The following is a 21,580-nucleotide window of genomic DNA, read 5'->3' on the forward strand; positions in this document are numbered from 1 at the left end:
GGTTCTAATATGCGTGGGATCGCCTCGCCATCGCACAATTGCTCGGAGGACAATTGAGTACTCGGGTCCCGGACGTGGCGCACGTGAAACCGTGCGCCACGCAACATCCGGTGAAAGTAGGATCAATGCGCCTCGTCCCAGTTCGTCGCCGCCCGCGCATCGACATGCAGTGGCACTGATAGCAGCACGGCTGGGAAGGGCGCGTCCTGCATCACGTGCTGCACCACCGGCAGCGTCGCCTCGACCTCGTCGTCCGGCACCTCGAAGATCAGTTCGTCGTGCACCTGGAGCAGCATCTGCGCCGAGAGCTTCTTCTCGGCCAGCGCGTCCTCCACCCGCGTCATGGCGCGGCGAATGATGTCGGCAGCGGTGCCCTGGAGCCGTGCGTTGATCGCGGCGCGCTCGTTGAAGGCGCGCACCGAGGCATTGGAGGCCTTGATATCCGGATAGTGGCATTTGCGGCCGAACAGCGTGGTGACGTAGCCGTGGCTGCGGCAGAAGTCGCGCGTCTCGTCCATATAGGCGCGGATGCCGGGGAAACGCTCGAAGTATTTCTTAATGTAGGCGGCCGCTTCCTCGCGGGCGATGCCGAGCTGGTTGGCGAGGCCGAATGCGGAGATGCCATAGATGATGCCGAAATTGATCGCTTTGGCGCGGCGGCGGATTTCACTCGGCATGCCCTTGATCGGCACGCCGAACATTTCCGACGCCGTCATGGCGTGAATGTCGAGCTCGTCGCGGAACGCCTGCTTCAGCACGGGAATGTCGGCGATCTCGGCCAGCAGCCGCAGCTCGATCTGCGAATAGTCGGCGGAGACCAGCTTGTGTCCGGGCGTCGCGACGAAGGCCCGGCGGATCTTGCGGCCGTCCTCGGTGCGCACCGGGATATTCTGCAAGTTCGGCTCGTTCGACGATAGCCGGCCGGTCGTGGTCGCGGCCAGCGCGTAGGTGGTGTGGACGCGGTGGGTCTGCGGATTGACGTAGGTCGGCAGCGCGTCGGTGTAGGTCGATTTCAGTTTCGAGACCTGGCGCCACTCCAGGATCTTCTTCGGGAAGTCGTGGCCCTGCTCGGCGAGCTCGTCGAGCACCTGGGCGGTTGTCGACCACGCGCCGGTCTTTGTCTTGGTGCCCCCGGGCAGTCCCATCTTGCCGAACAGGATGTCCCCGATCTGTTTGGGGCTGCCGACATTGACCGGCTCGCCCGCAATCTCCTGGATCTCGGCCTCGACCCGCGCCGCGGTCTGGGCGAATTCGCCCGACAACCGCGACAGCACCTGGCGATCGATCGAGATGCCGCGCCGCTCCATGCGCGCGAGCACGGACACCAGCGGCCGTTCCAGCGTCTCGTAGACAGTGGTCATGTGCTCGGCGACGAGGCGCGGCTTCAGCACGCGCCAGACTCGCAGGGCAATATCGGCAGCTTCCGCCGAGAGCGGCGCGGCCTTGTCGATCGTCACCTGGTCGAACGTGATCTTGCCCTTGCCGCTGCCGAGCAGCTCGCTCTCCTTCAGCATGGCATGGCCGAACCAGCGCTCGGCGAGCTGCTCGATCGCATGCGAGCCACGGCCGGCGTCGAGCACGTAGGAGATGAGCTGCGCATCGTCGATGTTGCGCAGCGTGATTCCGTGCTGCGCCAGCATCACGGCGGTGAATTTGACGTCGAAGCCGATCTTGAGGATGCCTGACGATTCCAGAACCGGCCGCAGCGCTTCGATGGCATCAGTGTGCTTGATCTGGTCGGGTGCCAGACCCGCGTCGAACAGGCCGGCACCACCGCCGGATTGCTTGTGCGCCAGCGGCACATAACAGGCCTCGTTCGGCGCCACCGCCAGCGCGATGCCGCAGAGATCGGCCTGCATCGGATCGATGGAGTTGGCTCTCGTCTCGATCGCGACGTGGCCGGCGTCATGGATGCGGGCGATAAAGGCGTTGAGCTCCTGGAGCGTCTTGATCGCCTGATACTTGCTGCGCTCGACCGGAAGCTTGCGCAGTGCCTCTTCGCGCGCGGCGGCCAGCGAGATCGGCGCACCCTTCTGGCTTGCGGCCTTGTCCTCCTTGCTCGCCGATTTATTGCGTTGGCCGGGAGCCGCTTGTGCCGGCGTGCCGGTGCTCGGCGCGGGCACGACGTCCGAGGGTGGCAACGGCGAGAACACGCTGGCGCCGCTCGTATAGCCGGGATCGGCATCGACACTGGCGGGATCGATCTGGGAATATTCGGCGACGCGCCGCGTCAGCGTCGTGAATTCCATCGCCTTCAGGAAGGCGATCAGCTTGCGTGCATCCGGCTCGTGGACGGCGAGATCGTCGAGTGGCACCTCGAGGCCCACCTTGTCGTCGAGCAGCACGAGCTGCCGCGAGATGCGCGCCTTCTCCGCATTCTCGAGCAGCGCCTCGCGCCGCTTGGGCTGCTTGATCTCGCCGGCGCGGAACAACAATTGGTCGAGGTCGCCATATTCGGTGATCAGTTGCGCCGCGGTCTTGATGCCAATGCCGGGCACGCCGGGCACGTTGTCGGTCGAATCGCCCGCGAGCGCCTGCACCTCGACCACCTTGTTCGGCGGCACACCAAACTTTTCGATCACCTCGGGGATGCCGATGCGGCGATCCTTCATGGTGTCGTACATCGTGACGCAATCGGTGACGAGCTGCATGAGGTCCTTGTCGGAGGACACGATGGTCGCGCTCGCGCCGCGCTCGCAGGCCTGCCGCACATAGGTCGCGATCAGATCGTCGGCCTCGAACCCCACCTGTTCCAGGCAAGGCAGGTCGAAGGCGCGCACGGCCTCGCGGATCAGTGAAAATTGCGGGATCAGATCATCAGGCGCCGGCGGCCGGTGCGCCTTGTAGTCGGAATAGATCGTGTTGCGGAAAGTGATTTCCGACTTGTCGAAGACGATCGCCAGATGCGTCGGCCGGTTGTCCTCGGGCATCTCGCGCAACAGCTTCCACAGCATGTTGCAGAAGCCGAGCACGGCATTGACCTGGAGGCCGTCGGACTTGCGGTTCAGCGGCGGCAGCGCGTGATAGGCGCGGAAGATGTAGGAGGAACCGTCGACCAGGAAGACATGGTCGCCCTTGCCGGCCGCCTTCGCCGCGACCGGCTTGGCAGCAGCTTTGGCAGCAGACGATTTGCTCTCGGCGGCCGCCTTAGGTGCGGCCTTGGTGTCAGCTATGGCGGTGGTCTTCGGGGATGTCTTGGGCATGGCCGCAATGTATGAGTTTTTGCGGGCTTTGACAGCCTTCGGAGGCGGATTTTTGGCTCGCTATCCCCACGGTCATCCCCCGCCTCCGCGAGGGCATGACAGCTATTCCGCCGCCTGCAACACCGCCCCGGCTTTTTTCTTCGGCGCGATCCAGAACGCATCGGGCCGCTCGAACAGGAAGTGCGCATGGAGCCGCAGCGCAATCTGCCAGATCGCGAGTGCCCCGAGCACGCCGAGAACAGTGACGATCAGCGAGACCGTGCCGATGTCGCCAATGACGCCCGTGCGCAGCAGCAGCGTCCGCGTCGCCGCCATCGGCAGGAAGAAGGCGAGATAGATCACGATCGAATGCTCGCCGCAGAAGCGGAGAAAGTTCAGCCACTGCGCGCGCGCGAGCAGCGTGCCGATCGTGATGATGGCGCAAGCGCCGGCGAAACCGAGCACGAGCGAGACGATCTTCCATTCGCTGGCCCCATGCGCGACGAGGCCGGCATTGACCAAGGCCCAGCCCGCGAGCGCCGCAAGCGCAAGGGCGGGACGGCTGCGTGCGCGATCCGACAGCGCGAACACGTAAGGCGCGAACAGATAGCCCGAATAGAAATAGACAAAGCGCGCGCAGAACTCGTCGATGACGGTCCAGCCGGTCGTGATGCGTGCCGTCTCCAGCGCCGCGGCGGCGAGCCAGATCGCGAGCGGCGGGATTTTGCGTGTCAGTTTCGTGACGACGAAGAAGATCGGCAGCAGATAGATGAACCAGAGCGTGCCGAACGGCTCGATGAAGGATTCGAGGTACAAGAGGCCAACTTCGCGCCAGTTCGTTTCCGCCGCGAAGGCCGGCGCCTTGAAGCCGAACTGGATTGTCACCCAGACGACATAGAAATAGGCGAAATGCACCACCTTGCGGTCGAGATAGGTTCGCCAGTCCCGATCGATCACCAGGGCCAGGAACAGGCCCGAAATCAGGAAGAAATCCGGCATCCGGAACGGCTTTGCGAAGGCGACGGCGACATGCATGAAGCCTGTCTGGCCAGCGGCGAGCTCAACCCCGAGCACCGAATGCATCATCACGACCATGACGATGCAGATGCCCTTGGCGTAGTCGACCCAGTCGACACGCGCGGCAGAAGGGGGCTTGGAACGGCCGCCTGCAGCGATTGTGCCTGATCGTGCCATGGTGTCCCCTTTTGAGGCGTGTTCCGCCGCTCTCCGTCTGTCAGCGGGGCAGTGTGGCGCCTTGCGGTTTCAGACTTCTTTACCGGTTCAATTCCCGTGCCGCTTTTTTGCATGCGGACTCTTCCCTCCCCTCGGGAAAATGCTAAACCGCCCCGCGTCGGGGTTTCATTAACCAATCTAAGACAGGGATTTTCATGCGCATCGCGATGATCGGCACGGGCTATGTGGGATTGGTGTCCGGGGCCTGCTTTGCGGATTTCGGTCACGACGTCACCTGCGTCGACAAGGACGAGAAGAAGATCGCGGCGCTTCATCGCGGCGAAATCCCGATTTACGAGCCAGGGCTGGACGAGCTGGTGGCGAACAATGTGAAAGCCAAGCGGCTGGATTTCACCACTGATCTGTCCAAACCGGTCGCGGAGGCCGATGCCGTGTTCATCGCGGTCGGCACGCCCTCGCGTCGTGGTGATGGGCACGCTGACCTCTCCTACGTCTACGCCGCCGCTCGTGAGATCGCGCAGTCGCTCACCGGCTTCACCGTCGTGGTGACGAAGTCGACCGTTCCGGTCGGCACCGGCGATGAGGTCGAGCGCATCATCCGCGAAGCCAATCCGTCAGCCGACGTCGTGGTCGCCTCTAACCCCGAATTCCTGCGCGAAGGCGCGGCGATCCGCGACTTCAAATTCCCCGACCGCGTCGTGGTTGGTACCTCGGACGAGCGTGGTCGCAAGCTGATGGGCGACATCTACCGCCCGCTGTCGCTGAACCAGGCGCCGCTGATGTTCACGGCGCGCCGCACCGCCGAGATGATCAAATACGCCGCCAACGCGTTCCTGGCGACCAAGATCACGTTCATCAACGAGATCGCCGATCTCTCGGAAAGGGCCGGCGCCAACGTCCAGGAGGTCGCGCGCGGCATTGGTCTGGACAACCGCATCGGCACCAAATTCCTGCATGCCGGCCCCGGCTTCGGCGGCTCGTGCTTTCCGAAGGACACCAAGGCGCTGATCAAGATCGCGCAGGACTATGACGTGTCCCTGCGCATCGTCGAATCCGTGCTCGCCGTCAACGAGAACCGCAAGCGCGCGATGGCGCGCAAAGTGAGCCAGGCGCTCGGCGGTTCGCTGCGCGGCAAGACCATCGCGGTGCTCGGCCTCACCTTCAAGCCTGATACCGACGACATGCGCGATGCACCCTCGATCCCGCTGGTCACCGGCCTGATCGACATGGGCGCGAGCGTCAAGGCGTTCGATCCCGTCGGCATGGAGCAGGCCAAGGGTGAGCTGCCCAACATCATCTATTGCGAGGATGCCTATTCCTGCGCGCAAGGCGCCGATGCGCTCGTCATCGTCACCGAATGGGTGCAGTTCCGCGCGCTCGATCTCGACCGGCTGAAGGCGACCATGGCAAAGCCCGTGGTCGTCGATCTCCGCAACATCTACCGCCCCGAGGAGATGGAAGCCGCCGGCTTCGTCTACGAGAGCATCGGCCGCCCGTCGGTTCAGGGCTGACGATCTGCCGCCAAATAATTCCGTCATGGCTGGGCTTGCCGTCTTTCGCCTAGGCTTCGCCGGCCCGATTCTGTAAGCCCGGCGAAGCATTCGCGGAGCCGGGTCCCGGCCATCCACGTCTGTTTTTTAGTCCAAGGATGTGGATGCACGGGACCAACCCGGGCACGACGAACGGACAGATACTTGCCCCGCAGCTTCGACACGCCCCTCCCGATCGATGCCGTGCTCGATGACCTCTCGCGCACGCTGGAGGCGCATAACGCGGCCGTGCTGGTGGCGCCGCCGGGTGCGGGCAAGACCACGCGGGTGCCGCTGGCGCTGCTGGATGCGCCCTGGGCCAAGGATAAGAAGATCATCGTGCTGGAGCCGCGCCGCATCGCCGCCCGCGCTAGTGCCGACCGCATGGCCAAATCGCTTGGCGAGCGCGCTGGCGAGACCGTCGGCTATCGGGTCCGCTTTGGCTCCAAGATCTCGCGCGCCACGCGCATCGAAGTCGTGACCGAAGGCATCTTCACCCGTCAGATCCTCGATGACCCCGAGCTTTCGGGCGTTGCCGCGATCCTGTTCGACGAATTCCACGAACGCTCGCTCGATGCCGACATGGGCCTGGCGCTGGCGCGCGATGCGCAAACCGGCCTGCGCGAGGATCTCCGTATCCTCGTGATGTCGGCCACGCTCGATGGCGCGCGCGTGGCAAGATTGCTCGGCGAGGCGCCCGTCGTCGAGAGCGAGGGCCGCGCCTTTCCGGTCGAGACCCGCTATCTCGGCCGCAAAGCGGACGCACCGCTAGAGCGGCAGATGGCCGACGCGATCGCGGCGGCACTGCGCGCCGATAGCGGCTCGGTGCTGGCGTTCCTCCCCGGCGCCGCCGAAATCCGCCGCACTCAAAACTTTCTCGCCGAACGTGTGCAGGACGCTTCGATCGAGATCGTGCCGCTGTTCGGTGCGCTCGATGCCGCCGTGCAGGACCGCGCCATCGCGCCGGCGCCCAAGGGCATACGCAAGGTGGTGCTGGCGACATCGATCGCCGAGACCTCGCTCACCATCGAGGGCGTGCGTATCGTCGTCGATTCCGGTCTCGCCCGCGTGCCGCGCTACGAGCCCGACATTGGGCTGACCCGGCTCGAGACCGTGCGCGCCTCGCGCGCGGCGGTGGACCAGCGCCGTGGCCGCGCCGGCCGCACCGAGCCCGGCGTTTGCTACCGCCTGTGGGACGAGCCGCAGACGGCTTCGCTCGCGCCTTATACCCAGCCGGAAATCCTCAGCGCCGATCTGTCGTCGCTGGTGCTCGATCTCGCGCAATGGGGCGTTGCCGATCCTGCAGCGCTGTCGTTCCTCGATCCGCCGCCGCAGCCGGCCTGGAAAGAAGCCAAGAGCCTGCTCTTGGAGCTCAACGCGCTCGATGGCGACGGCCGCATCACCGCGGAGGGCAGGAGCCTGCGTGCGCTGGCGCTGCCGCCGCGGCTGGCGCGCATGATCGTGGATTCGCATCGCGCCGGCAGCGGCGAGGCGGCTGCTGAGATCGCGGCCATTATCACCGAGCGTGGGCTCGGCGGCGACAGCGTCGATCTCGAGCACCGGCGCGACCAGTTCCGCCGCGACCGCTCGCCGCGTGCCGCGAGCGCGCGCGAGCTGGCGCGGCGCTGGGCCTCGCAGGTGGCGGCATCGGAGACAGCGGGGCAGCAGGAGGAACTTTCGACCGGCCTGATGCTCGCCTATGCCTTTCCGGATCGTGTCGCGCGCAACCGCGGCAATGGCAGTTTCGTGCTGGCCAACGGCCGCGGCGCTTCCGTCGAGCAGACCTCTTCGCTGGCCCGCGCGCCTTACATCGCAATCGGCGAAATGACGGGAACGGCCGCGAGCGGACGCATTCTGCTCGCCGCGCAGATCACGCAGGACGAGATCGAGCGGCATTTCGCTTCGCATATCGAGAGCACCGACGAGATATTCTTCGATCGCGGCGCGATGGCGTTGCGGGCGCGGCGCAAGCGCGCGCTGCACGCGATCACGCTCTCCGAGGCGACGCTTGCCGTGTCGCCCTCGGAGGAAACGGCGCGCATCTTCGCCGATGGCCTGATCGCCGCCGGCCTCGACCGGCTGCCCTGGTCAAAAGCCGCCAAGCAGTGGCGTGATCGGGTGATGTTCCTGCGCAAGGCCGAGGGCGAGAGCTGGCCTGACCTGTCCGACAACGGATTGGTCGCACGGCGCGACGACTGGCTGGTGCCGGCGCTCTATGACAAGACCGCGCTCAAGGATGTTTCCGCCGGCGATCTCTCCGATGCACTGATGGCGCTGCTGCCGTGGGACATGCGCACGCGGCTCGACCGCGAGGCGCCGACGCATTTCGAGGCGCCGACCGGGAGCATGCTGGCGATCGACTACGAGGCCGAGCAGGGGCCGACGATCGCGGTGCGGCTGCAGGAATTGTTCGGCCTCAACACCCATCCCTCGATCGCCGCCGGCAAGGTGCCGTTGGTGCTGGAATTGCTGTCACCCGCGCAGCGCCCGGTGCAGGTGACGCGCGACCTTCCCGGCTTCTGGCGCGGCAGCTACAATGCGGTACGCTCCGACCTGCGCGGCCGCTACCCGCGCCATCCCTGGCCGGATGATCCGGCCAGCGCGCTGCCGACAAGGCGGGCGAAGCCGCGTGGGACGTGAGATGTCTTCTCGCTCTTCCCGCAGGCGGGGAGAGGTCAGGCGGCCGCATTAACCGTCCGCTCATCCTTTTCGTCAAAATGGCATCGGTCCAGCCGTGGCTTCGCTCGTGGACGGGCGTGCCGCGTGGTGAAATCGAGCTTTCCGGCTCGGAAGTGGTGTGATGCGTAACATAGTGATCTTCGCGGCCGTCATGATCGGCCTCGGCACCTTCATGGCGCAGATGGCGGACAAGATGAGCTCCGCCTCCGCCACCTCGGTGCCGCGCACGACGGTGGCAGTCGCTTCCTCCGCGCCGGCCGGCGGCCGCAGCCTCGCCATCTCTCGCGACGGCCGCGGTCATTTCCAGGCAGAGGGCCGGATCGAAGGCCAGCGTATCGGCTTCATGGTTGACACCGGCGCGTCCGTCGTTGCGCTGAACGAGACCTCGGCGGCCCGCTTCGGTCTGCGTCCCTCGCGCAGCGAATACAACGCGACCGTCTCCACTGCCAACGGCACCATCAGGGCCGCGCGCACCCGCATCGCCATGCTCGAGGTCGGCGGCCTCATCGTGCGTGACGTCGATGCCATGGTGCTGCCGGACGCAGCGCTGTCGGAGAACCTGCTCGGCCTTTCCTTCTTGTCCCGCCTCAAGCGCTTCGAATACGCCAACGGCCAGATGGTGCTCGAGCAGTAAGTTCGCTTTAGCGGCCGAAGAGGCTCTCCCACCGGAGCAGGCGGGGTGCTATATTCGATTCATGAACGGCCCCGATGCGATAGCGATTCTGCGACAGTTCGAGCCTGCCCTGCGCGAGCGGGGCGTTTTGCATGTCGCGTTGTTCGGCTCGGTGGCGAGGGGTGAAAATCATCCCGGCAGCGATGTCGATATCATGGTCGAGATCGATCCGAATGCGGGGATCACGGTCTTCGATTACGTCGAGCTCAAGGAATATATTGCCAAGCTTTTTGATGAACCCGTTGACGTCGTCAACCGTGACGGCCTGAAATCATACGTCGCTCCCGCCGCAACGGCCGACGCTATCTATGCCTTCTGATCGCATCCCTGCGACTCTGCGAGACATCTTGCATCACATCGATTTGGCGGCTGAATTCGCCAGACGTCTTGATCGCGAGGAATTCGCGGCGGATCTGCGGACCGTCTACGCAGTTACGCGGTGTCTGGAGATTATTTCAGAAGCATCCCGCCGTCTGCCCGAGGAGTTGAAGGCGAGGCACCCGGCGATCGCGTGGAAACAGATGGCAGCCGCCGGCAATGTCTATCGCCACAACTATGAGGACGTTGCCGCCCATTTCGTGTGGGAGACTGTTCAACGGGCTCTGCCGCCCCTCAGGGAGGTCCTTGAAGAGGAGGTTGCACGACTACAGCGTTAGCCCATTCTGGTCAGACATCTATATCGCGCGCGCTTCGTTACCAAACTGCCGCAATTATCGGCCATAAGCCTTCATTCCCGCCTTCCGCTGCGGCCCAGCATTCGTTAAGGCTGCAGCAAATCCTGCCTCCCTTTTCACGAGACCGTCTCAATGTTCCCGAAGCCGAAGTCCGTATTGTTGCCCAACACCTATGCCTTCGAATCCGAGCCGATGGTGAAGCCGACGGGCTTTCGCGAGTACGACGCGCGCTGGTTGTTCCAGAAGGAAATCAACCTGATGGGTGTGCAGGCGCTCGGCATGGGCCTGGGCGCGTTGTTCGCCGAGCTCGGCGTCAGGCAGGAGATCGTCACCGGCCATGATTTTCGCGGCTATTCGGCCTCGATCAAATACGCGCTGATCTCCGGCCTGATGGCGGCCGGCTGCAAGGTGCACGACATCGGCCTTGCGGTGACGCCGATGGCCTATTTCGCGCAATTCGATCTCGACGTGCCCTGCGTCGCCATGGTGACAGCCTCGCACAACGACAATGGCTGGACCGGCGTGAAGATGGGCGCCAACCGCCCGCTGACCTTCGGTCCCGACGAGATGACGCGGCTGAAGCAGATCGTGCTGGGCGCCGAGTTCAAGAACAAGGCCGGCGGCTCCTATCAGTTCCACGAGAACTATCCGGCGCGCTACATCGCCGATCTCACCTCTCGTCCGAAGCTGAAGCGCAAGCTCAAGGTCGTTGCGGCCTGCGGCAACGGCACAGCCGGCGCATTCGCGCCTCAGGTGCTGGAGGCGATCGGCTGCGAGGTGATCCCGCTCGATACCGAGCTCGACCACACCTTCCCGAAATACAATCCAAATCCCGAGGACATGGAGATGCTGCACGCGATCCGGGACGCGGTGCTGCATCACAAAGCCGATGTCGGTCTCGGCTTCGACGGTGACGGCGACCGCTGCGGTGTCGTCGACAACAGCGGCGAGGAGATCTTTGCCGACAAGGTCGGCGTGATGCTGGCGCGCGACATGTCGGCGATCCACAAGGACGCGCAGTTCGTCGTCGACGTGAAGTCGACCGGCCTGTTCGTCACTGATCCCGTGCTCCAGAAGCAGGGCGCGAAGGTCGCCTATTGGAAGACAGGTCATTCCTACATGAAGCGCCGCACCAACGAGATGGGCGCGCTGGCGGGCTTCGAGAAGTCGGGACACTTCTTCTTCAACAAGCCGTTCGGCCGCGGTTATGACGACGGCCTGGTCTCGGCGATCGCGATCTGCGACATGCTCGACCGCGCTCCGGGCAAGTCGATGGCCGACCTGAAGAACGCGCTGCCAAAGACCTGGTCGTCGCCGACCATGTCGCCGCACTGCGCCGATGAGGTCAAATACGGCGTCATCGACGCCGTTGTGAAGCATTTCGAGGGGTTGCAGGCGAAGGGCGCCAAGATCGGCGGCCAGGCGATCCGTGATCTCGTCACCGTCAACGGCGTGCGCGTCACGGTCGAAGACGGCAGCTGGGGCCTGGTGCGCGCTTCCTCCAACAAGCCCGAACTCGTCGTCGTGGTCGAGAGCCCGGTCTCGGAGCAGCGCATGCACGACATGTTCGAGATGGTGAACAGCGTGCTGCGCACGCATCCCGAGGTCGGCGAGTACAACCAGAAGATCTGAAGCGCGCCGAACCGCGGCGGCCTGAGTCGAGGCGAGTGCAGCCGACTATGCCATGCGCGGGCGGCTCACGCCGCCTGCAGCGCACCGAGAAAGCCGTTCACCTCGGATTTCAACTGATCGGATTGCGACGACAAGCCGTTGGCTGCCTCTAGCAGCCGGTCAGTGGCCTTGCTCGCGTCTTCCGATGCCCGGCTGACACTGAGGATGTTCTTGTTAACGTCTCTGGTCCGGTCGGCAGCCTGTTGCAAATTGTTGGCAATCTCACGCGTCGCTCCGCCCTGCTGCTCGACCGCAGCGGCAATCTCACCGGAGATGCGGTCGATTTCGGCGATAGTGCCGCCGATCGCCTCGATCGCGCCGACCGCCTCACCGGTGGCCGCCTGGATGTCCTGGATCTGGGCGGAGATCTCTTCAGTTGCCTTGGCGGTCTGATTGGCCAGTGCCTTGACCTCGCTTGCGACGACCGCAAAGCCCCGACCATGCTCACCGGCTCGCGCCGCTTCGATGGTCGCGTTCAGGGCCAGCAGGTTGGTTTGGCTGGCAATACTCTGGATCAGCGTCACGACCTCCCCGATCTTTTGCGTGCCGGTTGCGAGCATTTCGACAACCGTATTGGTCCGACGCGCTTCCTCAGCGGCTTTCGCCGCGATTTGGGCCGATCGCGTCACCTGCTCGGAGATGCTGTTGATCGAAGCCGTGAACTCTTCGGTTGCCGCCGCAACGGTCTCTACATTGGCCGTCGCGTAGGTCGAAGCCGTGGCAGCAGCCGTGCTCTGCCGCATCGCTTCGACGTTACTGCCCCGCATCGACGCGGATAGGTCCTGCATCTCGCCCGCAGCGCGCGCCACCGCTTCGACGACACCGCTGATCCTGTGCTCGAAACCGGCTGCAAGGTTGCGACGGGCGTCGTCCCGCTTTTGTTTGGCGCGTGCTGCCTCCAGTCGGTCTGCGTTGGCGCGGGCTTCAGCGGCGCTTGCAGCCTGGGCCTCGGCGGTTTTCTGAGCCGCCATTGCGAAGATCCCGGTGACCGTATGCGCGAGCCAGATCAGGACGCCGGCCTCGATCAGAACGATGACGGCGTGGAGCACCACGCGGCCGAGATCCGCGCCGCCGGGGTAGATGGCCGCCGGCAGAACGAAATTCAGCGTCAGGTGATGCAAAGCGACTGCAACCGTGCCGGCGACGATCGGACGATAGTCGCAATACGCGACGAGACAGGCTAGCGCCGCGAAGAAGTACATGTGCATGTCGACCTGCCACGGGTGACCGGCGAACTGGAACACCAGCATCGAAACGCCGCCCATCAGCGCAACGGCAACGATCATTTGGGTCGAAGGTCCGTTTCCTCCAGCCGACCACGCGATGCTTGCGGCCGAGGCCATCGCGGCCATGAAAATGGCCGGTAGCAACCACCCGGTGCCCAAGATCACGCCGACCACGACCGCGAGCGGGACATGCAGCCAGAGCGCCACGAGCAGGATCTTGCTCGTGCCCGCGCGCAGGACCGCCAGTTCATCACCTTCGAAGGTCATTCCCCAGTCCCCAATGGCTTGTTCGTGAAACAGGCATCGATCGCTTGCGGGTCGAGGGTCAGCCAGGCCCCCGCCTCGTGCAGCTTCTTCAATCCATCGTGGCTGTCGGGACGCAGCACCAGAACGGCCGGCGCGGCCGTCATCCGCACAAACGCGGCGTTCGCCGATGCGGCGGCCAGCAACGCCTGCTGGGCGTCCCACCAGGGCGGGAATGCCACTGCCACCACCTCAGCGTTCGGTCGCGCCTGCAGCGAAAGTGCTGCGACCGCGACCCAGCTCACCAGCAGCAACGCTGCTGCCGGCAGCCAGCTTGTTCTGAGGACGTTCCCCGACTCCATCTCCGAGGATCATAGCTTCACGAAGCTAACCGAGCGTAAATCTCTGGTAGAAGAAAGCCGAGCCCTCGCGAGCCTGCCGCTCTATGCCGCGACCACCGCCGGGATCGGCAGCGCAGTGACCGACTTGATCTTCTCCATCGCGAAGCGCGAGGTGACGTTCTTCAGCGGCACGGCGCTGATCAGCTTCTTGTAGAAGACGTCATAGGCCTGCATGTCCGCCACCACCACGCGCAGCATGTAATCGACGTCGCCGGCCATGCGATAGAACTCCATCACCTCGGGCATGGCGCTGACGGCTTCGGCGAACCGCTTCAGCCAGGCGTCCGAGTGATCGGCGCTCTCCACCGAAACGAACACGGAGATGCCGAGCCCGATCTTGTTCTGGTCGACGAGGGCCACGCGCTTGATGATCACGCCGTCGGCCTCAAGCCGCTGGATGCGCTTCCAGCAGGGGGTCGAGGACAGGCCGACGCGGTCGCCGATCTCGGCGACGGAGAGGGAGGCATCTTCCTGGAGCACCATCAGGATCTTGCGGTCGATGGCATCGAGGCGGCGGCTGGTCTCGGGGATCTGGACAGCAAGGTCGGTCATTTGAAGAACTTTGTTCCATTTCAGGGGCGAATTTCCCTGATACAGAGAAAATCATTCTATAGCAAGTCTATAGTGCTGGCGCCTGACCGGGCATCGTCGCCTGCTGCCCTCTCAAAAACTCTTCAACTTCAACGCGTTGTGGGGCGGCTAGGCCACCGCCATGGCGGGTGCATTTCAGCGCCGCGGCGGCCGCGGCGAATCGCAGCGCCTCCCGCGTCCCCTCACCCTCGGCAAGGCACAGCGTGAATGCGCCATGGAAGACGTCGCCGGCGCCGAGCGTATCCACTGCCTGAACAGGGAAGGCTGGCGTCTCCTTCAACTCGCCTGTCTCGTTCAGCCAGATCGTGCCGAGGGGACCGCGTGTGGTGGCGAGGAAGGCCGGCGTCAGCTTGGCGAGGCGCTTCAATGCCTCGCCGTCGTCGGCGATGCTGGCGGTCTCCTGCACCTGTTCGCTGGCGAACAGCAGATGCGAGGCGGCCGTGAGCAGGCCGTCCTGCAACGACATCGCGCGGTCCACGCCGACGATGAGGGGAATGCCGCGCCGCCGTGTCTCGGTGCAGAGGGAAGTCGCGAACGAGGCGCAGCGGCTTTCGACGAGGACCGCGCGGCAATCGGCCAGCAATTCGTCCAGGTCCGGCAGTTCCACGCTCCACAAAGCCGGATCACGATAGATGGTGATGGTCCGCTCGCCGGAAGGCTCGATCATGATCGCCGAGACCGGCGTGGACAGGCCCGGCATGCGAACGATATGGCTGGCGTCGATGCCCTCCAGCGCCATCCGTTCGAGGATGAAGCTGCTCGACGTCTCCCGCGCATCGCCCATCGGCCCAGCGAACGCGACACGACCACCGAGTCGCGCAATGGCAATCGCGGCATTGAGCGCGTTGCCGCCGCAGATCTCCGCAAGCTGGCTCGCGTGGGCCTTGCTGCCGCGCGCTGGCACGTGTTCGACGCGGAAGGTGAGGTCGCGCACGGGAATGCCGATGCAGAGGATGCCCGGCGCGTGTCCCGTTCCGGTCATGGGCGCTCTCAGCTCAGGAGCGGCTCTTGTCGTGCACCCAGCGGCCGAGCAGGTGATGGGCGATCGCGAAGGGATGAGGGCCGGCGAGCCCGTCGGGGTGCGTCCGCGTCAGCATCAGAGCGGCCTCCTCGCGCGTGAACCAGCGCGCGTCTTCCAGCTCCATGCGATCGACGACGATGTCCTCGTTCAGCGCCCGCGCGCTGCAGCCGATCATCAGCGACGACGGATATGGCCAGGGCTGCGTCATGTAATAGTGCACGTCGGTGCAGCGGATCCCGGACTCTTCCAGGATCTCGCGGCGCACCGCGTCCTCGATGGTCTCGGCCGCCTCCACGAAGCCGGCAAGGCAGGAATACATGCCGGGTGGAAACTGCTTCTGGCGGCCGAGCAGGCATTTGTCGCCGGAGGCGACCAGCATGATCACGACGGGATCGGTGCGCGGAAAGTGCTCGGCCTTGCAGGCAGGACAGTCGCGCTTCCAGCCGCCTTCCTTCATGCTGGTGCGCGCGCCGCAATTGGCGCAATAGCCGTGGCGCTGGTGCCAGCTCACCATCGACTTCGCCATCGCGATCGCCGACAGCTCCTGTGGCGGAAGCGCGCCCTGCATCGCCATGCCGCGCAGCTCGGTCACGGTGTAGTCGTCGCGGCCGACGAGCTTCTCGGCCGCCGCCTGCGACATCCCCATGCCGAACATTGCTGCGCCGTCGCGCAGCCCCAGAAAGACCGTGCCGGGATTGGCGCCGCATTTCACTGCCTCGTCAATTCCCAGCAGCGCCCGCACCTTCTCGCCCTCGCGCTTCACCAGGAGCGAGTCGCGATAGACCACATAGGCGCGCGATGACGGCTTCTGCTCCAGCGCGAACAGCTTTTCGTCGTCACGGCGCAGATGCGCGGCACGATCGAGGACGTTGGTGACGAAGGCCGGCTGTCCCAGCGGGAACGCGTCGAATGCTGACATTTTTTTCTTTCAACCCAACCAAATCTTGCGGCGGAGCGCGCTGATGAAATTCTGCACTTCAGTGGCGTCGTGCGCCAGCGGCGGCATCACGCCCCACACCGGCCGCGGCCAAGCCGCATCACTGGTGCGGCGCGCGATGATATGAACATGAAGCTGCGGCACGAGATTGCCGAGCGCGGCGACATTGAGCTTGTCGCATTTGGTGATCTCCTTCAGCGCGCGCGAGACGCGGGAGATCTCGGTCATCAGCTGCGCCTGCTGCACCTCGTCGAGATCGATGATCTCGATCGCATCGGGCCGCCGCGGCACCAGCAGCAGCCAGGGATAATGCGCGTCCTTGATGACCAGCACCTTCGACAGCGGCAGATCGCCGATGTCGATCGTGTCCTCTTTCAGGCGGGAGTGCAGCGACCAGGCGGGTTCGGGCATGGAGGTTCCGGATGGGCCCGACGGGTTCGGGCTTGTTGGAGCCGACCATACGATACGGAGTCAGCGAGGGGAAGGTTGAGGCTCCGCCGCCACTGCATACGCGATCGTCGCCCTGGACAAGCGCGCCGATCCGGGACCATTGCCGAGGGACTCGTTTGACGAAGACTCGTAGTGACCAGCCTCGTGCCTCTCTGGTATCGCCGAATTCCATCCGGATCGCCTTGCGATAGGCGCGAAGACGCCTAACCCATTCGCGGCTTGTCAGTCATCTAACGGTTTCCTTATCGATGATGTGTGAGCGCAAGGCGGCGCGCCGCGACATGATGTGGGTCCCGAGGGCTCAGCCGTGCCAATGGGAGTTGCGGATGACGCTGCAGAAATTGCCGCGATGGAAATGCGGCTCCTTGTCGGCGATGACGTCGGCCTTGACGTTGCCGAACGTCGTCTGGGGCCGATGCTTGATGCCGTCGTAGAACGCCTGGATGATGTCTTCCTTGAAGTGCGCCGTTCGCGGAAATGCCTTCACCACGGCCTCGCGTTCCTCATCGGGATATTCGTCGTAGGTGAGCCCGAGAACGTCCATTTCGACGCCAGCGGTCACCAGCGCGACGACGGGATGCATGTGCTGGGGAATGCCCGGCGTGGTGTGCAGCGCGATCGCGCTCCAGACCGTGTAGGCATCCGCTTCCGGGATGCCGTGGCTGCGCAGGAAATCGCGCGCCGCGTGGGCGCCATCGACTTCGAACCGCTCGTGCTTGCTGCCATGGCCGGGCATCAGGCCGATATCGTGAAACATGGCGCCGGCGTAAAGCAGCTCGCGGTCGAACTTCAGTCCGCGGCGGATGCCTGCCAGCGCCCCGAAATGGTAGACGCGGCTGGAATGATTGAAGAGCAGGTCCGTCTCGGTGTCGCGGATATATTCGGTAATGGCACGCGCGAGCATGCTGTCGGGAATCTGGGCGGCTTCGTTGATTTTCGACATGACGTTCTCCTGAAAATCTCTGGTGGCTGGCAAGCTAAGTCTGGGCTATTCTGTCTGCAATTGACGCGATACGTCTAAAACGGACAAATCTGCACCGAGGCGGACATGAATGGGAAGCCAAAATCGAGGACTGTTGTGATCGTTGCGCTGCCAGGGGTGCAGCTTCTCGACGTCGCCGGGCCGCTCGACGTGTTCGCCGAGGCCAACGTGCAGGCCGGCCGTGCGGCCTATGCGCTTTTCGTGGCTGCGACCGAGCCGGGCCCGATCCTCAGCTCCTCCGGCATCCGCTTAATGCCGGACCGAATCATCGACCGCGACTTCCAGGAGCCGATCGACACCCTGCTGGTCGCCGGATGCCCGAACGCTACCGAGATCCCCGCGAATGCCAGTGTGGTCGGCTGGCTTCGCCAGCGAGCGTCCAGGACGCGGCGGTTCGGGTCGGTGTGCAGCGGCGCATTCTTCCTTGCGGCGGCCGGCCTTCTCGACGGCCGGCGGGTTACGACGCATTGGGCAGTCGCCGATACCCTCGCGAGTAAATTTCCGTCGGTCACGGTCGACAAGGACGCGATGTACGTCATCGACGGAAAACTTCGCACAGCAGCCGGCGTGACCGCAGGGCTCGATCTCGCGCTTGCACTGGTGGAGGAAGACCTTGGACGCGGGATCGCGATGAAAGTCGCTAGCCAACTCGTGATGTTCTTCAAGCGGCCCGGTGGGCAGATGCAATTCACCCGCAAGGGCGCGGCCGTTCCTGCCGGGCGTGCGGCATTGCAGGAGCTCCAACGCTGGGTCGCCGCCAATCCCGGTCTGGACCGCGGCATTTCGCGCGGCTGTTCCATGCCGAGGTAGGTATCACGCCTGCGACCTGGGTCGAAGAAGCCCGCGTCGACGCCGCGAGGCGGCTGCTGGAGTTCGGTAACGAAGCGCCAAAGCAAGTGGCGATTCGTTGTGGATTTGCGGATGCCGATACCTTGCGGCGCGCTTTCGCTCGCCACGTCGGCGTGACGCCGGCCGAATATCGCAAGCAGTTTGCGCACATGGCTGAGGTTCCGGGGCAGGTGCCCTGACCACGCTCGGCATCCGATCTGGCGGTACCCGGCAGGTATGCTGGATTGGGGATGGCCCCCGACAGGGAAACTATGTCCGTGGACAGCCGACTTGCTTTCCGCTTCCTTTGGCCCCAAATAGGGACCGGGAGATTGGCGGTGGACGAGCCACTCGCCAACCGGGTCAGGTCCGGAAGGAAGCAGCCCTAACGAGGTCCGGATCGGGTCGCTCGTCAGTCTCCTACCTGTTTTTCGAGCGAATTGCGCCAGCGGCCCCCCGCTGGCGCGCTCCTTTCCGCAAAAGCCGGCCAACAGACATTTCATTGCGGATCGACCGATGACCGACGCTGGCGCCCCTCCCGATCCCGACAGCGCGAGCCAGGCCGCCGCACCCTACCGCGTGCTGGCGCGCAAATACCGCCCTTCCTCTTTCGATGATCTGATCGGCCAGGAGGCTGTCGTCCGCACCGTCTCCAACGCGTTCGAGACCGGTCGCATTCCGCAGGCGTGGATCCTCACCGGGGTCCGCGGCGTGGGCAAGACGACCACCGCGCGTATTCTCGCCCGTGCGCTCAACTACGAGATGCCGGATGCTTCGGTGAAGGGCCCGACCATCCACATGCCGACCCTCGGCGTGCACTGCCAGGCGATCATGGAAAGCCGGCACATGGACGTGCTGGAGATGGACGCCGCTTCGCACACCGGCGTCGACGACGTCCGCCAGATCAATGACAGCGTGCGCTATGCCCCCGCCAGCGCCCGCTACAAGGTCTACATCATCGACGAAGTCCACATGCTGTCGACGGCGGCGTTCAACGCCTTCCTGAAGACGCTGGAGGAGCCGCCGGAGCACGCCAAGTTCGTGTTCGCCACGACCGAAATCCGCAAGGTTCCGGTGACCGTGCTGTCGCGCTGCCAGCGTTTCGACCTGCGCCGCGTCGAGGCCGACGTGCTGATGAAGCACCTCGCCAACATCGCGGCCAAGGAAAGCGTCGAGATCGAGCCCGAGGCGCTTGGCATCATCGCCCGCGCCGCCGAAGGCTCGGTGCGCGATTCGCTGTCGCTGCTCGACCAGGCGATCGCGCATGCGGCTGGCACCGTGAAGGCCGATGCCGTCAGGCAGATGTTGGGCCTCGCCGATCGCACCCGCGTCATCGATCTCTTCGATTCACTGGCGCGCGGCGACATCGCGGCCGCTTTCAAGGAGTTCCGCGACCAGTACGATGTCGGCGCCGATCCCATCGTCGTGCTCTCGGACCTCGCCGAGTTCGTCAATTTCGTCACCCGTGTGAAGATCGTGCCGGCGACCGCCGACAACGTCGCCTATGGCGAGACCGAGCGGGTCCGCGCGCGGGACTTCGCGTCCAAGATTTCCATGCGCGTGCTGTCGCGGATGTGGCAGATGCTGCTCAAGGGCATCACCGAGGTGCAGGCCGCGACGCGTCCCGCCGCGGCGGCGGAAATGGTGCTGGTGCGCATTGCCTATGTCGCCGACCTGCCGACGCCGGACGAGGCGATCCGGATGCTGGAGCAGAACGGCGGCGGTTCGCCGGTCGTGAGCAGCGGCAGTGTCACGCGCAGCGCGCCTTCCGCACCGGTCGCGTCTGCTGCGCCGGTTCGCATGCCGACATCCGCGCCGTCCCCGTTCGGTGCCAGCGCCCGGCCGCAAATGGCGGCGCCCGCGCCGGATCCGCAAGCTGCAGCGCCGGTGCTGCGCGTCACCAGCTTCACCCAGCTCGTCGCGCTGGCCGGGCAGAAGCGCGACATCATGACCAAGAGCGCGCTCGAAGGCGACATGCGCCTCGTCCGCTTCGAGGAGGGCCGGCTGGAAGTCGCGCTCGAGCCCAACGCCTCCAAGACCATGATCTCCGAGCTCGCGAAAAAGTTCGAGCTGTGGACCGGGCGCCGCTGGACCGTGATCGTCTCCAACGAGCAGGGCCAGCCGACGCTGCGCTCGGTGAACCAGGCCGCGAAGCAGGAGCATGCGCGCACCGCCGAGGCCGATCCGCGCGTGCAGGAGGTGCTGTCGCGTTTCCCCGGTGCGAAGGTCGTCGAGGTCCGCAGGCTTGCCCCCGAGCTGCCGGAAGCCAATATTAACGCCGACTATGGCAGTGACGATCCGCCCGACGGTTCCGACGGCGACGATGAGCTCTGAGCCATTCTTTCCAAGGACGAGCACCGATGGCTGATTTTCTCGGCATGATGAAGCAGGCGGCGCAGCTGCAATCCAAGATGCAGGAGATGCAGGACCAACTCGCCAACGTGGAAGTCGAAGGCATCTCCGGCGGCGGCCTCGTCGCGGTGCGCATGACTGCGAAGATGGACGTTAAGGCCGTCAAGATCGACCCTGCGCTGATGAAGGCGGACGAGCGCGAGGTGCTGGAAGACCTGCTCGTCACCGCCTTCGGCGATGCCCGCCGCAAGGCGGAGACTGCGATGCAGGAGAAGATGCAGGCCCTGACCGGCGGGCTCGGCCTGCCGCCGGGGTTGTTCGGCCAGTAATATGGGCGCCGTTGCAGGTCCGGAGATCGAGCGGCTGGTCCAGCTCCTCGCGCGGCTGCCGGGCCTCGGCCCGCGCTCGGCGCGGCGCGCGGCGCTGCATCTGATCAAGAAGCGCGAAGCGCTGATGGTGCCGCTTTCGTCGGCCCTCCAGGTCGCGCTCGACAAGGTCGAGGTCTGCAAGACCTGCGGAAACATCGATACGCAGAATCCCTGCACCGTCTGCACCGATCCGAAGCGCGATCCCTCCATCATCGTCGTCGTCGCCGACGTCGCCGACCTCTGGGCGCTGGAGCGGGCCAATGCCACCCAGGGGCGTTATCATGTGCTCGGCGCGACATTGTCGCCGCTCGACGGCGTCGGCCCGCAGGACCTCACCATCGACGCATTGGTGGCGCGCGCGCATGATTCGCAGGTGCACGAGATCATTCTGGCGCTTAACGCAACGGTGGACGGCCAGACCACGGCGCACTACATCACCGACCTGCTCCAGGACGCCAATGTGAAGGTGACGCGGCTCGCCCATGGAGTTCCTGTCGGCGGCGAGCTTGATTATCTCGATGAAGGTACGCTATCGGCTGCGATGCGGCAGCGTACCCTGTTCTAGCCATCCAGAATTTA

18 protein-coding genes, 1 other RNA gene and 1 pseudogene are annotated in these 21,580 nt (G+C 64.8%); 11 read left to right on the top strand and 9 right to left on the bottom strand.

Annotated elements, in window-relative coordinates; translation table 11 throughout:
- Window positions 1-122: 122 nt before the first annotated feature.
- Together polA and IVB12_RS24190 are read right to left on the bottom strand one after the other, a co-directional pair.
- On the bottom strand, window positions 123-3,203 hold the full coding sequence (polA, locus tag IVB12_RS24185; RefSeq protein WP_247302730.1) for a DNA polymerase I: 3,081 nt from the start codon (window positions 3,201-3,203) through the stop codon (window positions 123-125).
- A gap of 102 nt (window positions 3,204-3,305) precedes the next feature.
- Window positions 3,306-4,376, bottom strand: coding sequence for an acyltransferase family protein (locus IVB12_RS24190; RefSeq protein ID WP_247302732.1), 1,071 nt, complete (start codon window positions 4,374-4,376; stop codon window positions 3,306-3,308).
- Between the two features lie 194 nt (window positions 4,377-4,570).
- Here IVB12_RS24190 and IVB12_RS24195 point away from each other — a divergent pair, with 194 nt between their 5' ends.
- The 6 genes from IVB12_RS24195 to IVB12_RS24220 all read left to right on the top strand — a co-directional run bounded on the left by IVB12_RS24195 (window position 4,571) and on the right by IVB12_RS24220 (window position 11,563).
- On the top strand, window positions 4,571-5,887 hold the full coding sequence (locus IVB12_RS24195; protein WP_247302734.1) for a UDP-glucose/GDP-mannose dehydrogenase family protein: 1,317 nt from the start codon (window positions 4,571-4,573) through the stop codon (window positions 5,885-5,887).
- Between the two features lie 183 nt (window positions 5,888-6,070).
- On the top strand, window positions 6,071-8,545 hold the full coding sequence (gene hrpB, locus IVB12_RS24200; protein ID WP_247302736.1) for an ATP-dependent helicase HrpB: 2,475 nt from the start codon (window positions 6,071-6,073) through the stop codon (window positions 8,543-8,545).
- A 160-nt stretch (window positions 8,546-8,705) separates the two neighbouring features.
- On the top strand, window positions 8,706-9,218 hold the full coding sequence (locus IVB12_RS24205) for a TIGR02281 family clan AA aspartic protease (RefSeq protein ID WP_247302738.1): 513 nt from the start codon (window positions 8,706-8,708) through the stop codon (window positions 9,216-9,218).
- Between the two features lie 61 nt (window positions 9,219-9,279).
- Window positions 9,280-9,576 (top strand): nucleotidyltransferase family protein, encoded by a 297-nt coding sequence (locus IVB12_RS24210; RefSeq protein WP_247302740.1) that lies wholly within the window; start codon window positions 9,280-9,282, stop codon window positions 9,574-9,576.
- Between the two features lie 28 nt (window positions 9,577-9,604).
- Window positions 9,605-9,913, top strand: coding sequence for a HepT-like ribonuclease domain-containing protein (locus IVB12_RS24215; RefSeq protein WP_346658375.1), 309 nt, complete (start codon window positions 9,605-9,607; stop codon window positions 9,911-9,913).
- Between the two features lie 150 nt (window positions 9,914-10,063).
- Complete coding sequence (locus IVB12_RS24220; RefSeq protein ID WP_247302744.1) at window positions 10,064-11,563, top strand: phosphomannomutase/phosphoglucomutase; 1,500 nt, start codon at window positions 10,064-10,066, stop codon at window positions 11,561-11,563.
- A gap of 65 nt (window positions 11,564-11,628) precedes the next feature.
- On the opposite strand, the gene IVB12_RS24225 is transcribed toward IVB12_RS24220, so the two are convergent.
- The 7 genes from IVB12_RS24225 to IVB12_RS24255 all read right to left on the bottom strand — a co-directional run bounded on the left by IVB12_RS24225 (window position 11,629) and on the right by IVB12_RS24255 (window position 17,414).
- A complete protein-coding gene (locus IVB12_RS24225) occupies window positions 11,629-13,002 on the bottom strand; it encodes a methyl-accepting chemotaxis protein (RefSeq protein WP_346658522.1) in 1,374 nt (457 codons plus the stop codon).
- Window positions 13,003-13,091: 89 nt separating this feature from the next.
- Window positions 13,092-13,376 (bottom strand): hypothetical protein, encoded by a 285-nt coding sequence (locus IVB12_RS24230; protein WP_346657763.1) that lies wholly within the window; start codon window positions 13,374-13,376, stop codon window positions 13,092-13,094.
- Window positions 13,377-13,514: 138 nt separating this feature from the next.
- Window positions 13,515-14,024: an Lrp/AsnC family transcriptional regulator gene (locus IVB12_RS24235; RefSeq protein ID WP_247276417.1), complete on the bottom strand. Its 510-nt coding sequence runs from the start codon at window positions 14,022-14,024 to the stop codon at window positions 13,515-13,517.
- Window positions 14,025-14,091: 67 nt separating this feature from the next.
- On the bottom strand, window positions 14,092-15,045 hold the full coding sequence (locus IVB12_RS24240; protein ID WP_247302746.1) for a sugar kinase: 954 nt from the start codon (window positions 15,043-15,045) through the stop codon (window positions 14,092-14,094).
- Window positions 15,046-15,058: 13 nt separating this feature from the next.
- Window positions 15,059-16,003 carry an NAD(+) diphosphatase gene (gene nudC, locus IVB12_RS24245; protein WP_247302748.1) on the bottom strand — a complete coding sequence of 315 codons (945 nt, stop codon included), beginning with the start codon at window positions 16,001-16,003 and terminating at the stop codon, window positions 15,059-15,061.
- A 9-nt stretch (window positions 16,004-16,012) separates the two neighbouring features.
- Window positions 16,013-16,432, bottom strand: a complete 420-nt coding sequence (locus IVB12_RS24250; RefSeq protein WP_247276420.1) for an HIT family protein — start codon at window positions 16,430-16,432, stop codon at window positions 16,013-16,015.
- Between the two features lie 340 nt (window positions 16,433-16,772).
- The gene (locus IVB12_RS24255) at window positions 16,773-17,414 is read right to left on the bottom strand and encodes an HD domain-containing protein (protein ID WP_247302750.1); all 642 of its coding nucleotides are present in this window, start codon (window positions 17,412-17,414) and stop codon (window positions 16,773-16,775) included.
- 105 nt (window positions 17,415-17,519) lie between these two features.
- Between IVB12_RS24255 and IVB12_RS24260 the strand changes: the two are divergent.
- The 5 genes and pseudogenes from IVB12_RS24260 (at window position 17,520) to recR (ending at window position 21,566) form a co-directional block, all read left to right on the top strand.
- Window positions 17,520-18,481 (top strand): annotated as a pseudogene (locus tag IVB12_RS24260) (GlxA family transcriptional regulator).
- 127 nt (window positions 18,482-18,608) lie between these two features.
- Window positions 18,609-18,705, top strand: an RNA gene (ffs, locus tag IVB12_RS24265) — signal recognition particle sRNA small type.
- A gap of 92 nt (window positions 18,706-18,797) precedes the next feature.
- Window positions 18,798-20,615: a DNA polymerase III subunit gamma/tau gene (locus tag IVB12_RS24270; protein ID WP_247302753.1), complete on the top strand. Its 1,818-nt coding sequence runs from the start codon at window positions 18,798-18,800 to the stop codon at window positions 20,613-20,615.
- A 26-nt stretch (window positions 20,616-20,641) separates the two neighbouring features.
- Window positions 20,642-20,962 carry a YbaB/EbfC family nucleoid-associated protein gene (locus tag IVB12_RS24275; protein WP_247276423.1) on the top strand — a complete coding sequence of 107 codons (321 nt, stop codon included), beginning with the start codon at window positions 20,642-20,644 and terminating at the stop codon, window positions 20,960-20,962.
- Between the two features lies 1 nt (window position 20,963).
- Window positions 20,964-21,566 carry a recombination mediator RecR gene (gene recR / locus IVB12_RS24280; protein ID WP_247302756.1) on the top strand — a complete coding sequence of 201 codons (603 nt, stop codon included), beginning with the start codon at window positions 20,964-20,966 and terminating at the stop codon, window positions 21,564-21,566.
- The last annotated feature ends 14 nt before the right edge of the window (window positions 21,567-21,580 follow it).

Source organism: Bradyrhizobium sp. 179, assembly GCF_023073535.1.
Taxonomy (GTDB): Bacteria; Pseudomonadota; Alphaproteobacteria; order Rhizobiales; family Xanthobacteraceae; genus Bradyrhizobium.

Excerpts from the sequence above, each read along its gene's own strand:
- nudC (WP_247302748.1), bottom strand. The coding sequence starts at position 16,003 with ATGTCAGCATTCGACGCGTTCCCGCTGGGACAGCCGGCCTTCGTCACC.
- IVB12_RS24235 (WP_247276417.1), bottom strand. The coding sequence starts at position 14,024 with ATGACCGACCTTGCTGTCCAGATCCCCGAGACCAGCCGCCGCCTCGAT.
- IVB12_RS24250 (WP_247276420.1), bottom strand. The coding sequence starts at position 16,432 with ATGCCCGAACCCGCCTGGTCGCTGCACTCCCGCCTGAAAGAGGACACG.
- IVB12_RS24195 (WP_247302734.1), top strand. The coding sequence starts at position 4,571 with ATGCGCATCGCGATGATCGGCACGGGCTATGTGGGATTGGTGTCCGGG.
- recR (WP_247302756.1), top strand. The coding sequence starts at position 20,964 with ATGGGCGCCGTTGCAGGTCCGGAGATCGAGCGGCTGGTCCAGCTCCTC.
- IVB12_RS24240 (WP_247302746.1), bottom strand. The coding sequence starts at position 15,045 with ATGACCGGAACGGGACACGCGCCGGGCATCCTCTGCATCGGCATTCCC.
- IVB12_RS24190 (WP_247302732.1), bottom strand. The coding sequence starts at position 4,376 with ATGGCACGATCAGGCACAATCGCTGCAGGCGGCCGTTCCAAGCCCCCT.
- IVB12_RS24275 (WP_247276423.1), top strand. The coding sequence starts at position 20,642 with ATGGCTGATTTTCTCGGCATGATGAAGCAGGCGGCGCAGCTGCAATCC.
- IVB12_RS24255 (WP_247302750.1), bottom strand. The coding sequence starts at position 17,414 with ATGTCGAAAATCAACGAAGCCGCCCAGATTCCCGACAGCATGCTCGCG.
- IVB12_RS24210 (WP_247302740.1), top strand. The coding sequence starts at position 9,280 with ATGAACGGCCCCGATGCGATAGCGATTCTGCGACAGTTCGAGCCTGCC.
- polA (WP_247302730.1), bottom strand. The coding sequence starts at position 3,203 with ATGCCCAAGACATCCCCGAAGACCACCGCCATAGCTGACACCAAGGCC.
- IVB12_RS24270 (WP_247302753.1), top strand. The coding sequence starts at position 18,798 with ATGACCGACGCTGGCGCCCCTCCCGATCCCGACAGCGCGAGCCAGGCC.
- IVB12_RS24205 (WP_247302738.1), top strand. The coding sequence starts at position 8,706 with ATGCGTAACATAGTGATCTTCGCGGCCGTCATGATCGGCCTCGGCACC.
- IVB12_RS24220 (WP_247302744.1), top strand. The coding sequence starts at position 10,064 with ATGTTCCCGAAGCCGAAGTCCGTATTGTTGCCCAACACCTATGCCTTC.